Raw genomic sequence first — 12,987 nt, 5'->3', positions numbered from 1 at the left:
CTACGACCAAGCACGCACCCCCTTTAACACGCAACACGCAAAAACCGCGGACGCGATGCGCCCGCGGTTTATTTGTCTAGCTTTTTACAGGTTCGGGAACCAGATGCCGATCTCGCGCTCAGCGGACTCCGGGGAGTCGGAGCCGTGGACAACGTTCTCACCAACGGTCAGTGCGAAGTCGCCGCGGATGGTGCCCGGGGTGGCCTTCTCAACCGGGTGGGTGCCGCCGGCCAGCTGACGCCAAGCAGCGATAGCGGACTCGCCCTCAACGATGCCTGCAACCAGCGGAGCGGAGGTGATGAAGTCCACCAGCTCGCCGAAGAAAGGCTTGTCGGCGTGCTCAGCGTAGTGCTTCTCCGCGGTCTCGCGGTCAGCGGTGCGCAGATCCAGCTCGACGAGCTTCAGACCCTTCTTTTCAATGCGAGAGATAATTTCGCCCACGTGGCCGTTCTTCACGCCGTCGGGCTTGATCAGAATGAGAGTGCGTTCAGTCATGCCAGCAATTCTACACGTGGCGTCACGGCGCTACAGCGCCGAAGCACCCCACTGCTACACGCGACCGCGCACCTGGTCCATCAAGGCATACGCGCGGTCACCCGGGCACGCCGTTGCCGTGGATACGTCGCCCCAGTCGCGGTGGCCGGTAATCGTCCGGCGGGTCAGGTTCAGGCGGGCTGCGTTGTTGACGTAGCGCACGCTGCCGCGCGGATCCAGACCCAGACCGTGGCACAGGTGGCGTAGGACGCGCACGAGGGAATCGATGGCAGCGGGGGTCGGGCTTTGCGTCATAAAGTTACCCAGCAAGCACACACCGATGTTGCCGTCGTTTGCGTTGTACACGTGCCCTGCGGTCACGGACATCGGCGTACCTCCCAGGCTGCCGGACTGGAACACCGCCTGGCCATCCGTGCCGGTGGTGCGGCCCTGGAACACGGTGCCGTCCGGGGCGATCAGCAGGTGGTAGCCGATATCGCCCCAGCCGCGCCCACCATTCGCGCTGGAGGCGTGGAAGGCATAGATACTGCGGACGTTCGCGGCATAGTCGCCGTTGGCCGGGGTGGCCATGGCGGTGTGGTGCACGGTGATGAGTTGCGCGCGGGTGAAGCGGGGCGTCCACCCCATCAGTGATTCGTTCGCACCCCACTCGCGACGGGAAGCCACACGCAGGCCGTCGATCACGTTCGCGCCACCGCCGATGCCGCCGCCTGGGGCGGGCAGCCCCGGAATTGCCAAGCCACTAGACGCCAGAATTCCAGCAATGGTTCCCGCCAGCGCCAGCGAGCCGACCACACCCGCAGCACCGGTCTCCAGGCTGCTCTGCAGATCAGCCGGATCCGTGGGAAGACCAGGCGCGGAATAAGGAGCGATGCCCGCGCCGAAGATCTTCTCTTCCTCCCCCTTTGGAGCCTCCACGACGTGCAGGAACACCCGGGTCGCCGGATCGTTGAGGTCGGCGGGCAGCCACACCTCGGTAGCCCCTTCCGGCAGGTTCACAGGGTCGGACTTCAGGGCGGAATCGTCGCCCTCGCGGTCGTGTGCCTCGGCGTGCACCACGCGATCTTCCGTGCGCCCGCCCGCGAACTCAAAGCGGAGCGTCGCCGTACTATCCTCGGTCGCCGCGGGCGGAAAGGTAATCGTCAGGTACCCGGTGCCTCCGGGAAGCTGTCCCTTCTGGTTGACGCCGATTCCCGTCGCCGTAAATTCTGCTAACTGGCCAGGGTTGGCTGGGTCGGTGGGGCTGGCGGCGTTGTCAGCGGAGGAAAAGACCCCCATATTGTTGCGGTTGGCGAAGAGGAGGGTGCCACCTACGGCGGCTCCAAGGGCGGTGGATGAGCGGAAAAATGCGCGGCGCGTCAACGTCATGATGCGCATATTAAGACACATTCGGGGGTAGCGGGCACATCACCCCCTTTTCGGGGTATCCCCTGGTCGCTGCTACTGATGTTAAAGCAGTTGCGAATGTGGCGTCACAAAGGCTACTCAGTGGGGGTAGCCGGACGGCGCACGTTCCCTTCCTCATCGAGGTGCTGCGAGGGCAGCAGACCGCGCTCCATCCGGCGCAGCAGGTTCGAGCGAAGGTGGTAAACGTACCACCAGCACAGCGCGAAGATCACGCCCATCGCACCCATCGCCGGGTGCACAATGAAACCCGCAACGGCCAGCACCTGCAGACCGATGTTCAGCCAATCCGCCCATTTCAGCTTCTGCAGGAAAGCCGCCACGATCATGGCAGCGCCCAGCCCGATGACGTAAACCATGTTGAAGGTGGTGGCGGAGGCGCCGGCGTCCACCCGCGTAATCACGGTGAGAACCAGCAGGATCACGATGGCCTCCATGATGTGGGTGCCTGCCATCACTCCGCGCAGTCCCTTCAGGGGATCATTCGCGGGAGCCTGGCCTGGACCTAGCGGGCCGTATTCGACCTGCTCCCCCACCTGCTTGCCGGCCTGCTTGTCGGCCCGTTTGCCAGCCCCAGTGCGGTTGTGCGGGTTCTGTGCCACGATCGTGCAGCTCCTTGCTAGTTCTGCTAATTCTTCCGGATTGAATACTTCTTTCGGCGCCTGTGAGTGTGCCCGTGCCAGTGTGCCCGTGTGCGCTACGCCGGTTCCTTGCCAAACAGCGTACGGGCCTCCCCGGCCGTCACAACAGAGCCGGTAATCAGCACGCCCGCGCCGGACAGCACACCATCTTCGTCGTCTTCGGCCAGCTGGGTGGCTAGCTCCACGGCGCCGGGCAGGTTAGCCGCCACGTGCACGCGCTCCTCGCCGAAGGCATCGCGCGCGTACTCGGCCAACACGTCGACAGGCAGGGCGCGGGGAGAATTCACTTCCGTCACCACGACCTCGTCCATCACGGGCTCCAGAGCGGCCAGGATACCGCGGGCGTCCTTGTCCCCCAGCACGCCGATCACGCCGACCAGCCTGCGGAACTCGAAGTCGCGGTCGATGGCCGCAGCCAGGGCCTTGGCTCCGTGCGGATTGTGGGAAGCGTCGATGAACACGCTCGGGGTGGAACGCACGCGCTCTAGTCGGCCGGGCGAGGCAACGGAGGCGAAGCCCTGGCGCACAATGTCCACGTCCAGCTTCCGATCTGCCCCGGCACCAAAGAAGGCTTCGACGGCCGCCAGCGCCACAGCCGCATTGCGCGCCTGGTGCTCGCCGGATAGGGGCAGGAAGATGTCCTCGTATTCCCCGGCCAGGCCGCGGATGGTCAGGCTCTGCCCACCCACTGCGATCTGGCTGGACACCACACCGAATTCGCTACCCGCACGGGCAACCGCGGAATCCTTGGCGACCGCTTCTTCCAGGATCACGCGCATCGCTTCGGGTTCTTGCTCGGCGACGATAGTCACGTTATCCGGCGGGGTCAGCAGGTCATCGGCGTCCCAGCGAGCCTTGATGATGCCCGCCTTCTCGCCCGCGATCTGCTCCAACGTGTCGCCCAGGTAGTCCGTGTGATCCAGCCCTATCGGGGTGATCACGGCAACGTCGGAGTTCACCACGTTCGTCGCGTCCCAGCGCCCGCCCATGCCGGTCTCCACCACGGCGACGTCCACCGGCGCATCGGCGAAGGCCGCGTAAGCCATGGCCACCAGCACCTCGAACTTGCTCATCTGCGGGCCGCCTTCGGCCTGACTCTTCGCGTCCACCATCTCCACCATCGGCTGGATGTCGCGCCAGGTGTCCACGTAGTCGCGCGGGTGCAGCGGCTTGCCATCGATGGCGATGCGTTCGGTGACGATCTGCAGGTGCGGGCTGGTAGTCCGCCCGGTGCGGCGGTGGAACGCGCGCATCAGCGATTCGATCATCCGCACCACGGAGGTCTTGCCGTTCGTACCCGCCACGTGAATCACGGGGAACGCGCGCTCTGGGTGACCAAGCAGGTCCATCAGCATTTCCACCCGCTCGAGCGTCGGGTCGATCTTCGTCTCTGGCCACCGCAGGTTCAGTTCCGCGTCAACCTCGGCCAGGGCGGCCAGGTCCTCGGGCGTAATGGGCCTTTCTTTTGGTGACGCCACCTCAGCCTCATCCGACCCCACGCCGTCGATAGGCAGGGCCAGGCCTGCCTCGTCGAGGGTTACCTCTTCGGGGTAGCTATCCCCGAGCTTGTCGTCGGTGGTTTTATCGTCGGTCATGCCTTCGGCAGACCTTCCAGTCGGGCGGTGATGCGATCGAATTCCTCCTGCGCAACGCGCTGACGCTCGCGGATTCCCTCGACAACCTTCTCCGGCGCCTTGGCTAGGAAGTTCTCGTTACCCAGCTTCTTCGCTGCGTTGTCCAGCTCCTTCTGCGCTGCCGCGAGGTCCTTCTCCAGACGCTTGCGCTCCGCGGCCACGTCTACGGTGCCGGAGGTATCCAGCTGCACCGCGATGGTGGCCTGGGACAGGCGCACCTCGATGGATGCGGTCTCAGCGAAGTCTTCGGCCGGGGTTTCCAGGCGCACCAGCGAACGCACGGCGTCCTCGAAGTCAGCCAGGTCGGCGGCGGCGAAGTCCAGGGCAGCGGGCACCTTCTGGGAGGGCTTCACGCCCTGGTCGCTGCGGAAGCGACGCAGCTCGGTGACCAGCTTGTCCACGTCAGCCATGCGGCGCACCGCGTCGGCGTCAGTCTCCACCCCACCGTTGGTCAGGTCGGCGGTCGGCCAGTCGGCGGTGACCAGGGATTCGGAGTAGCCCTCTTCCCCAGCGGTCAGTGCCTTCCACAGCGTCTCGGTGACGAAAGGCATGGCGGGGTGCAGCAGGCGCAGCACTGCGTCCAGCACGCGCCCCAGCACGATCTGGGTGCTGATGCCCCGCTGGATCTGCTCTTCGGTAGCACTGTCCCAATCGCGCGGGATCTGCACCTTCGCGATCTCCAGGTACCAGTCGCAGAACTCGCCCCAGGCGAAGCGGTACAGGTTTTCGTTGGCCAGGGAGAACTCGTAGCGGTCCAGAGCGTCATCCACCAGCTGGCGGACTTCCTCCAGGCGATCCAGGATCCAGCGGTCAGCGTCCGTCAGCGTCTCGCGGTCCGGCAGCTCACCGACGTGCGCACCGTTCATGAGGGCGAACTTGGTGGCGTTGTACAGCTTGGTGGCGAAGTTGCGGGAAGACTGTGCGGCATCCTCACCCACCGGCAGGTCGGAGCCCGGGTTGGCGCCACGCGCCAGAGTGAAGCGCAGCGCATCCGCGCCATAGTCGCGCACCCAATCCATAGGGTCGATGCCGTTGCCTAGGGACTTGGACATCTTGCGGCCGTGCTCGTCGCGCACCAGGCCGTGCAGGAAAATGTCCTTGAATGGGATCTGCGGGCGTCCGTCCTTGCCCGTGCCCAGCACCTCGGTGGTGTGCTTGGAGGCGAAGGTGGCGAACATCATCATGCGGGCAACCCAGAAGAACAGGATGTCGTAGCCGGTCACCAGCACGCTGGTGGGATAGAACTTCTCCAGCTCCGGGGTCTTCTCCGGCCAGCCCATCGTGGAGAACGGCCACAGGGCGGAGCTGAACCAAGTATCCAGCACGTCTTCGTCCTGGCGCCAACCCTCACCCGTCGGGGGTTCATCGTCCGGTCCGCAGCACACGATCTCGCCGTTCGGGCCGTACCAGATTGGAATGCGGTGGCCCCACCACAGCTGACGGGAAATGCACCAGTCGTGCATGTCGTCCACCCAGTCGAACCAGCGCGGCTCCTGGGAGGATGGGTGAATCACCGAGTCGCCCGAGCGGATCGCATCGCCGGACATCTTCGCCAGCTCGTCAACCTTGACGAACCACTGCTCGGACAGGCGCGGCTCCACGGCCTCCTTGGAGCGCTCGGAGTGGCCCACGCTGTGCACGTAGGGGAACTTGCGGGCAACGATGCGCCCCTGCTCCTCCAGCGCGAAGCGGATCTTCTCGCGCGCCTCGTAGCGCTCCATGCCGTCGAACTCGGTGCCGGTGTTCGCAATGTGGCCGGTCTCGTCCATGATCACCGGCATCGGCAAGTCGTGGCGCTGGCCCATCGCAAAGTCGTTCGGGTCGTGCGCCGGGGTGATCTTCACCGCACCGGTGCCGAACTCCGGGTCCACGTAGTCGTCGGCCACCACGATCATCTGGCGGTCCGGCAGGAACGGGTGCGGCAGGGCCTTGCCCACCAGGTCCGCGTAGCGCTCATCCTCCGGGTGCACGGCAACAGCCACGTCGCCCAGCATCGTCTCCACACGAGTGGTCGCCACGACCACGTGCGGCTCGGAATCGTCCAGCGAGCCATAGCGGATGCTCACCAGCTCGCCCTCGTCGTCGGAATACACGACCTCGATGTCGGAAATAGCAGTCTGCAACACCGGGGACCAGTTCACCATGCGATTCGCCCGGTAAATCAAGCCGGCGTCAAAAAGCTCCTTGAACATGGTCTGCACCGCGCGGGACAGGCCATCGTCCAGAGTGAAGCGCTCGCGCGACCAATCCACCGAGTCGCCGATGGCGCGCATCTGGCGCTGGATCACGCCACCGTACTGGTCCTTCCACTCCCAGACCTTGTCCACGAAGGCCTCGCGGCCATAGTCGAAGCGATCCTTGCCCTCGGTTTCCTTCAGGTTGGCCTCGACCTTCGTCTGGGTGGCAATACCCGCGTGGTCGGAGCCCGGCAGCCACAGGACCTCGAAGCCCTGCATGCGCTTACGGCGAGCCATCGCATCCATCAGGGTGTGGTCCAGTGCGTGGCCCATGTGCAGCTGGCCGGTCACGTTCGGCGGCGGCAGCACAATGCTAAAAGGTGGCTTATCGCTGGCCGGGTCAGCCTTGAAGTAGCCGGAATCCACCCACCCCTGGTACAGGTTTTCCTCTACCGCGGCGGGGTCCCATGCCGCGGGAAGCTGTGCCGAGCGGTCAGCACCAATCTGGTTAGAGCCATTTGCCTTAGAACTGGAGTCACTCACGCTTGCCCAGTCTAGTAGACGGCCCGGACGGGCTGTACAACCCCGCCTACATCTCGCGCGCCTACATCTCCAGCGCCGCCCGCAGCACACCGGCGGCTTCGTCCAACGCCCGCGCGGCACCATGCCACACTCCCGAAGAATTCACGAAGGGGTGGATCAGGCCGGGGTGGCGTCGGAAAGAAACAGGAACCCCTGCCTGGCGCAGCTTATCCGCATAGGCCGCGCCCTCGTCACGCAGAGGATCGAACCCCGCGACGGCTACATATGCCGGAGCGACCCCACTCACGTCATCAGCCAGCAGCGGGGACACGTCCGGATCCTGGCGCTGCGCCTCGTCGGTGAGGTACTGGTCGCGGTACCACTGCATGTGCGCCTGGGTCAGAAAGTAGCCCTTGGCGAACTCCTTGTGGCTAGGTGTATCCATCTGCGCCAGGTTCGTGACCGGCACAAATAGCAGCTGAGCCCGCGGCTGCTCCTGCCCTTGCCGCTTCCGGCGCAGGCACACCACGGCGGCCAGGTTGCCTCCCGCAGAGTCGCCGCCGATGGCCACCTTTTTCTTATCGACGCCCCTCACTTCACCCGCCATCGCGGCCTCCGCAACGGCACAGCAGTCATCCGGCGCGGCGGGGAAAGGATGCTCCGGGGCCAGGCGATAGTCCACCGCCAGCACCGCCACACGGGCGCTTTCGCACAGCCAGCGGCAGGTCGAATCGTGCGAGTCGAGGGAGCCAACCACCCAGCCGCCACCGTGGAAGTACACCAGGGTCGGCAGGTCCTGGTCGGGTGTCACAGCACCGGTTGGCCGGTAGTGGCGCACCCGCACGCCGCGGATCTGCTCCTCCACCACCGAACCAACCGGCCTGACGCGCCCACCGGCCATGTAGGCAGCGTCTTCCACTACTGCGCGGGTTTCCGCGACAGGCTGATGGGAATAGTCCGCGGGGTGCATCAAGTCGGTGACCAGGCTGGAGGCGCGAACGTCAGCGTCCAGCCTGTCGCCGTCAGAGTTCGTGCGAGTGCCGAGTACCCGCAGCAGGGTTTCGGGAATGTTGGGCAATACCCACCCGGCGCGGGCGGACAGCTGATTAAACAGGGAGTGCTGGCGGTGCTGGGAGTGGATCGGGGCTGTGGTTTCAGTTGGTGAGTTCATGCCATACATAAAACCACCCGACCAGGTGGCCGGGTGGCGGTATGAGCAAAAAAGTTTCTAGGTGAAAACTAGAGGTTTGCTAGCGGCTGGTTAGCGGCTAGTCAGCGGCACGTTAGCGGCTCAGTTACAGCAGGCCAGCTTCCACGACCGCTGCCTTTTCCTCCTGCAGCTCCTTCACGTTTGCGTCGATGCGCTCCTGCTGCGCCGGGCTGATCTCCAGCCCCTGCACGATCTCCCACTCGCCGTTGACGGAGCGGCAAGGGAAGGAGAACACGAGGCCTTCCGGGATCCCGTAGGAACCATCGGAGGGCAACGCGACGGAAACCCAGTCACCCTCGGCAGTGCCGTTCACCCAGTCGCGCATGTGATCCAGCGCGCCGTTGGCGGCGGAGGCTGCGGAGGAGCGGCCGCGCACCTCGATGATCTCCGCGCCGCGCTTAGCTACGCGCGGGATGAACTCGTCGTTCACCCAGGCTGTGTCCAGCTTGTCGGCGATCTTCTCGCCATTCAGCGTCAGCTCCGTGACGTCCGGGAACTGGGTGGCGGAGTGGTTGCCCCACACGATCATGTTCTTCAGGTCGCGAACGGCCACGCCCAGCTTCTCCGCCACCTGAGCCAGGCCGCGGTTGTGGTCCAGGCGGGTCAGGGCGGTGATGCGGCGGGGATCCAACCCCTCGGCGTGGGCGGCGACGATCGCGGCGTTGGTGTTTGCCGGGTTGCCGACCACGATCACGCGCACGTCGTCGGCAGCGTGCTCGGCAATGGCCTTGCCCTGGGGGCCGAAGATCTTGCCGTTGGCGGCCAGCAGGTCGGCGCGCTCCTCGCCTTTCTGGCGCGGCTTCGCACCGACCAGGAACACCGCGTTGGCGTCCTTGAAGCCCTCGTTGATGTCGGTGGTGATGGTGACCTCGCCCAGCAGTGGGTAGGCGCAGTCGGCCAGCTCCAGCGCCACGCCACGTGCAGCCTGCACACCGTGCTCGGTCTCCAGCAGTCGGAGGTTCACCACCCGGTCGCCGAAGACTTCACCCTTGGCGATGCGGAACAGCAGGGAGTAGCCAATCTGGCCACCCGCACCCGTAACGGTGACGGTGACGGCGTTCTGGTTGTTAGTGGTCACGCTGGGCTCCTTTGAAAGCAGGTTTCTCAGATTATTTTTAAACCGCTTCCCACTGTAATGACCCTCCCGTTGACCTGCATGGCACAGCAGGTCAGGCTCCGCACCCTAGGGCGTAGCTTGCCATTCCTCGCCTTTCCCACCACCCCCGATCGCACCCTCAGTTACTGCACATCGCTGCAGGTTAACCCGGTGGGTAGATAAACTACTTTGGTGCAAAATAAGCCCCACCTCCCCGCTTCTGCGGCCTGGTATGCGCTGAGCGATCAGCAGTACATCCGGGCCATGAACGCCGCCGTGACCATCGCCGTGCGGGTCGGTGCTGCCTTTACTTCCCAGCACTTGGCCACCATCGCCCGGGTTGCCCGCGTGTCGGCAACGTGCGATCTGCTCGCCTCCCCCAGTCGGCTCTATGAGGAAGCTCTGCGTTATGCGCACTCTTCCATTTGGCCCGTTCCGCTGAACGGCTATGACAACCCGGAGATGGACCGCTCCCCCGTCCGCGAGATGCGTAACCTCGTCGGCGCTACCTATACCCGCTTCGCCACGCACCCGGAATCTGTGCGCTTGATTGTGGCCGAAAATCTTCTGGGCGACCCGGAGCTGGTGCACCGCGTAGGCGTGCTGGAGGATTCGCCTGTCGTGCTGCACATCGATCGTGTTCTGATGCGTGGCCACGACATTGGCGCGTTCCGCAACGGTGTGTCCGCAGAGGACACTTATGCCCTGATTACCGCGCTGTGCTCTTTCGCCGTCACCCAGGGCACCACGTTCCACGCGCTGTATGGCATGGATTCTAGGGAGCCGTTCAACGAGGCCGGCCTGCGCAACCTCACCTGCGACGCGGTCATCGCTTTCCTCACCACGACGATGCCAACGAAGCAGGGTAATTCATACACTCACGCTTCACACTCGTCGGTGATCGGTTCGTCGGTCGCCGCGTCGCTCTACGCCGATTCGCGGGATGGGGCTGGGGATGTTAGTGACGCCCCCTCAGCCTCCGACGACCTATATCACGACTAGGCGCTCTTCTTATCCCGCTTAGCTACTTCTTCGTGGGTCAGCAGGGTCGGTTCTGCCTCACCGCGGGCGCATGCGCCGGTGATGATGACTTCCCCAGTTTCCTCGTCCTCCGGGATGGCGAACATGGTCGGCAGCAGCAGGGTCTCCATGATGGAGCGCAGGCCACGGGCGCCAGTTTCGCGCGCCAGGGCCTTCTGGGCAATCTCCCGCAGAGCCTCGTCCTCGAAGGTCAGCCGCACGCCGTCCATCTCAAATAGGCGCTGGTACTGGCGCACCAGGGAGTTCTTCGGCTCGGTCAGAACCCGCACCAGTGCGTCCTCGTCCAGGTGGCCGACATGGGTCAGCACCGGCAGTCGGCCGATCAGCTCGGGGATCAGGCCGAACTTCACCAGGTCCTCCGGCTCCACGAACTGGAACGGGTTCGGATCCTCCTCAGACTTCGCGCTGATCTCCGCGCCGAAGCCCAGGCCCTTCTTACCGCGGCGCTCGGAGATGACCTTCTCCAGGCCTGCGAACGCACCAGCCACGATGAACAGCACATTCTTCGTGTCGAATTGGATGAACTCCTGGTTCGGGTGCTTTCGCCCACCCTGCGGCGGGACGGCGGCGACGGTGCCTTCCAGAATCTTCAGCAGCGCCTGCTGCACGCCCTCGCCGGAGACATCGCGGGTGATGGACGGGTTCTCCGACTTGCGGGAGATCTTGTCCACCTCGTCGACATAGATGATGCCGCGCTGCGCCTTCGCCACATCGAAGTCAGCTGCCTGCAAAAGCTTCAGCAAGATGTTTTCTACGTCTTCACCGACGTAGCCAGCTTCGGTCAAGCTGGTGGCGTCCGCAATGGCGAAAGGCACGTCCAGCATGCGGGCGAGCGACTGCGCCAGATACGTCTTACCCGAGCCCGTCGGGCCGAGCATAAGAATGTTGGACTTCGCCAGCTCTACCTCGTCGTCAGAGCGACGGGCGGCGGCATTAGATTCCTCAACCTGGATGCGCTTGTAGTGGTTGTACACCGCCACGGCCAGGGTGCGCTTAGCCTCGTCCTGGCCGATGACGTAGTTATCCAGGAACTCGGCAATGGCGGCAGGCTTCGGCAGCTTGGCCGATCCCTCCGCGGGGTCGACGGCCAGCAGTTCCTCTTCGATGATCTCGTTACAAAGCTCGATACATTCGTCGCAAATGTAGACACCAGGGCCGGCAATCAGCTTGCGGACCTGCTTCTGGCTCTTTCCACAGAAAGAGCACTTCAGGAGCTCTGCGCTTTCAGGCATGCGGGTTATCAGGCTTTCTCGGATCGGGGAAGTTACGGGACAGCTAGGTTAGCACCCTCGTAGGCTTACAACTCTACCGCGCCACTCCGGATTCCCCGGGAGGCCCACGACCCCGCGGGTCGTGCCCTCTACTTCTGAGCCGACAGCTTGCGGTAGTCGAATACCTGGTCGACGATGCCGTACTCCTTGGCCTCTTCGGCCGTCAGGATCTTGTCACGATCGGTATCGATACGGACCTGCTCGGCAGTCTTGCCGGTGTGGCGGGACAGAGTCTCTTCCATGAGCTTGCGCATGCGCTCGATTTCCTTGGCCTGGATCTCCAGGTCGGAAACCTGACCCTGCACACCACCGGTGGCGGGCTGGTGGATCAGCACGCGGGCGTTCGGCAGAGCGGCACGCTTGCCGGGGGTTCCGGCGGCCAGCAGAACAGCGGCCGCGCTGGCAGCCTGGCCCAGGCAGACGGTCTGCACGTCGGGGCGGACGTACTGCATCGTGTCGTAGATGGCCATCAGGCTGGTGAAGGAACCACCGGGAGAGTTGATGTACATCGTGATGTCCCGGTCCGGGTCCAGCCCCTCCAGTACCAGCAGCTGCGCCATGATGTCGTTGGCGGAAGCGTCGTCGACCTGGGTACCCAGGAAGATGATGCGCTCTTCGAACAGCTTGTTGTACGGGTTGGATTCCTTCGCGCCGTAGCTGGAGTGCTCCACGAACGACGGCAGGATGTATCGCATTTCTGGCATCTGCATCTCTGACATGTCTTAGCTCTCCTTCGCAGAGGTGATGACGTGGTCGACGAAACCGTATTCCTTGGCCTGCTGTGCAGTGAACCAGCGGTCACGGTCGGAATCCTTGGTGATCTGCTCCACCGTCTGGCCGGTGAACTCCGCAATCAGCTCAGCCATCTCACGCTTGGTGTAGGCGAACTGTTCCGCCTGGATGGCGATGTCGGCAGCGGTACCGCCCACGCCCGCGGAAGGCTGGTGCATCATAATGCGGGCGTGTGGCAGAGCGTAGCGCTTGCCCTTGGTGCCTGCGGAAAGCAGGAACTGACCCATGGACGCCGCCAGTCCCATCCCGTAGGTAGCGATGTCGCACGGCGCGTACTTCATCGTGTCGTAGATTGCCATGCCCGCGGTGACAGAGCCACCGGGAGAGTTGATGTAGAGGCTGATATCGCGCGTCGGATCCTCTGCGGACAGCAGCAGGATCTGGGCGCACAGTTCGTTGGCGATCTCATCATCCACCTGGCTGCCCAGGAAGATGATGCGTTCGCGCAGCAGGCGCTCATACACTGAGTCTCTATGGTTAGGGGTTTCCGAACTCAACTTCGCTCCTTGCCGTAAGTATTACGAAAGTTCACTTTTGTCTGCGCCCCAGCCTAGTCACAGCTCCGGACAAAGCGTGCCTTCTGGTGGGGTTGTTCGCTGTCAGCGCACGGTAGCCGTGCTCAAAGGCAGGCAAAAAGAAAACCGCCGGAACCTCAGCGAGAGGTTACGGCGGCGGGCGGAAGCTTAAAAGGGAATTCCTAGTCT

Annotated in this window: 11 protein-coding genes; 1 reads left to right on the top strand and 10 read right to left on the bottom strand. The window is 64.0% G+C overall.

Annotation, left to right across the window (positions count from 1 at the left end):
* Positions 1-84: 84 nt before the first annotated feature.
* The 7 genes from ndk to CRD15_RS00025 form a co-directional block, all read right to left on the bottom strand.
* Positions 85-495, bottom strand: coding sequence for a nucleoside-diphosphate kinase (gene ndk, locus CRD15_RS00055; RefSeq protein WP_034973318.1), 411 nt, complete (start codon positions 493-495; stop codon positions 85-87).
* A 54-nt stretch (positions 496-549) separates the two neighbouring features.
* The gene (locus CRD15_RS00050) at positions 550-1,863 is read right to left on the bottom strand and encodes a peptidoglycan recognition family protein (RefSeq protein WP_255463654.1); all 1,314 of its coding nucleotides are present in this window, start codon (positions 1,861-1,863) and stop codon (positions 550-552) included.
* A gap of 113 nt (positions 1,864-1,976) precedes the next feature.
* Positions 1,977-2,435: a DUF4233 domain-containing protein gene (locus tag CRD15_RS00045; RefSeq protein WP_370546762.1), complete on the bottom strand. Its 459-nt coding sequence runs from the start codon at positions 2,433-2,435 to the stop codon at positions 1,977-1,979.
* A 161-nt stretch (positions 2,436-2,596) separates the two neighbouring features.
* Positions 2,597-4,135 (bottom strand): folylpolyglutamate synthase/dihydrofolate synthase family protein, encoded by a 1,539-nt coding sequence (locus tag CRD15_RS00040; RefSeq protein WP_034981023.1) that lies wholly within the window; start codon positions 4,133-4,135, stop codon positions 2,597-2,599.
* Positions 4,132-6,894, bottom strand: a complete 2,763-nt coding sequence (locus CRD15_RS00035) for a valine--tRNA ligase (RefSeq protein WP_187401611.1) — start codon at positions 6,892-6,894, stop codon at positions 4,132-4,134. The genes CRD15_RS00040 and CRD15_RS00035 overlap by 4 nt, the downstream gene beginning before the upstream one ends.
* Before the next feature lie 61 nt (positions 6,895-6,955).
* The gene (locus CRD15_RS00030) at positions 6,956-8,044 is read right to left on the bottom strand and encodes an alpha/beta hydrolase (RefSeq protein WP_255463653.1); all 1,089 of its coding nucleotides are present in this window, start codon (positions 8,042-8,044) and stop codon (positions 6,956-6,958) included.
* Between the two features lie 124 nt (positions 8,045-8,168).
* On the bottom strand, positions 8,169-9,161 hold the full coding sequence (locus tag CRD15_RS00025) for a malate dehydrogenase (protein WP_034973328.1): 993 nt from the start codon (positions 9,159-9,161) through the stop codon (positions 8,169-8,171).
* A gap of 210 nt (positions 9,162-9,371) precedes the next feature.
* On the opposite strand from CRD15_RS00025, the gene CRD15_RS00020 reads away from it, so the two are divergent.
* The gene (locus CRD15_RS00020; RefSeq protein ID WP_370546752.1) at positions 9,372-10,181 is read left to right on the top strand and encodes a hypothetical protein; all 810 of its coding nucleotides are present in this window, start codon (positions 9,372-9,374) and stop codon (positions 10,179-10,181) included.
* On the opposite strand, the gene clpX is transcribed toward CRD15_RS00020, so the two are convergent.
* The 3 genes from clpX to CRD15_RS00005 all read right to left on the bottom strand — a co-directional run bounded on the left by clpX (position 10,178) and on the right by CRD15_RS00005 (position 12,780).
* Positions 10,178-11,452 (bottom strand): ATP-dependent Clp protease ATP-binding subunit ClpX, encoded by a 1,275-nt coding sequence (gene clpX, locus CRD15_RS00015; RefSeq protein WP_034966930.1) that lies wholly within the window; start codon positions 11,450-11,452, stop codon positions 10,178-10,180. The genes CRD15_RS00020 and clpX overlap by 4 nt on opposite strands.
* Positions 11,453-11,580: 128 nt before the next feature.
* On the bottom strand, positions 11,581-12,210 hold the full coding sequence (locus CRD15_RS00010) for an ATP-dependent Clp protease proteolytic subunit (protein ID WP_187401608.1): 630 nt from the start codon (positions 12,208-12,210) through the stop codon (positions 11,581-11,583).
* A 3-nt stretch (positions 12,211-12,213) separates the two neighbouring features.
* The gene (locus CRD15_RS00005) at positions 12,214-12,780 is read right to left on the bottom strand and encodes an ATP-dependent Clp protease proteolytic subunit (protein ID WP_011273208.1); all 567 of its coding nucleotides are present in this window, start codon (positions 12,778-12,780) and stop codon (positions 12,214-12,216) included.
* Positions 12,781-12,987 lie beyond the last annotated feature (207 nt).

The organism is Corynebacterium sp. LK28 (genome assembly GCF_014335105.1).
GTDB classification, from domain to species: domain Bacteria; phylum Actinomycetota; class Actinomycetes; order Mycobacteriales; family Mycobacteriaceae; genus Corynebacterium; species Corynebacterium macclintockiae.
This window is presented reverse-complemented; position numbering and strand designations above follow the sequence as displayed.

Coding starts and splice junctions, on each gene's coding strand:
- CRD15_RS00030 (WP_255463653.1), bottom strand. CDS start 8,044: ATGAACTCACCAACTGAAACCACAGCCCCGATCCACTCCCAGCACCGC.
- clpX (WP_034966930.1), bottom strand. CDS start 11,452: ATGCCTGAAAGCGCAGAGCTCCTGAAGTGCTCTTTCTGTGGAAAGAGC.
- ndk (WP_034973318.1), bottom strand. CDS start 495: ATGACTGAACGCACTCTCATTCTGATCAAGCCCGACGGCGTGAAGAAC.
- CRD15_RS00050 (WP_255463654.1), bottom strand. CDS start 1,863: ATGACGTTGACGCGCCGCGCATTTTTCCGCTCATCCACCGCCCTTGGA.
- CRD15_RS00040 (WP_034981023.1), bottom strand. CDS start 4,135: ATGACCGACGATAAAACCACCGACGACAAGCTCGGGGATAGCTACCCC.
- CRD15_RS00010 (WP_187401608.1), bottom strand. CDS start 12,210: ATGTCAGAGATGCAGATGCCAGAAATGCGATACATCCTGCCGTCGTTC.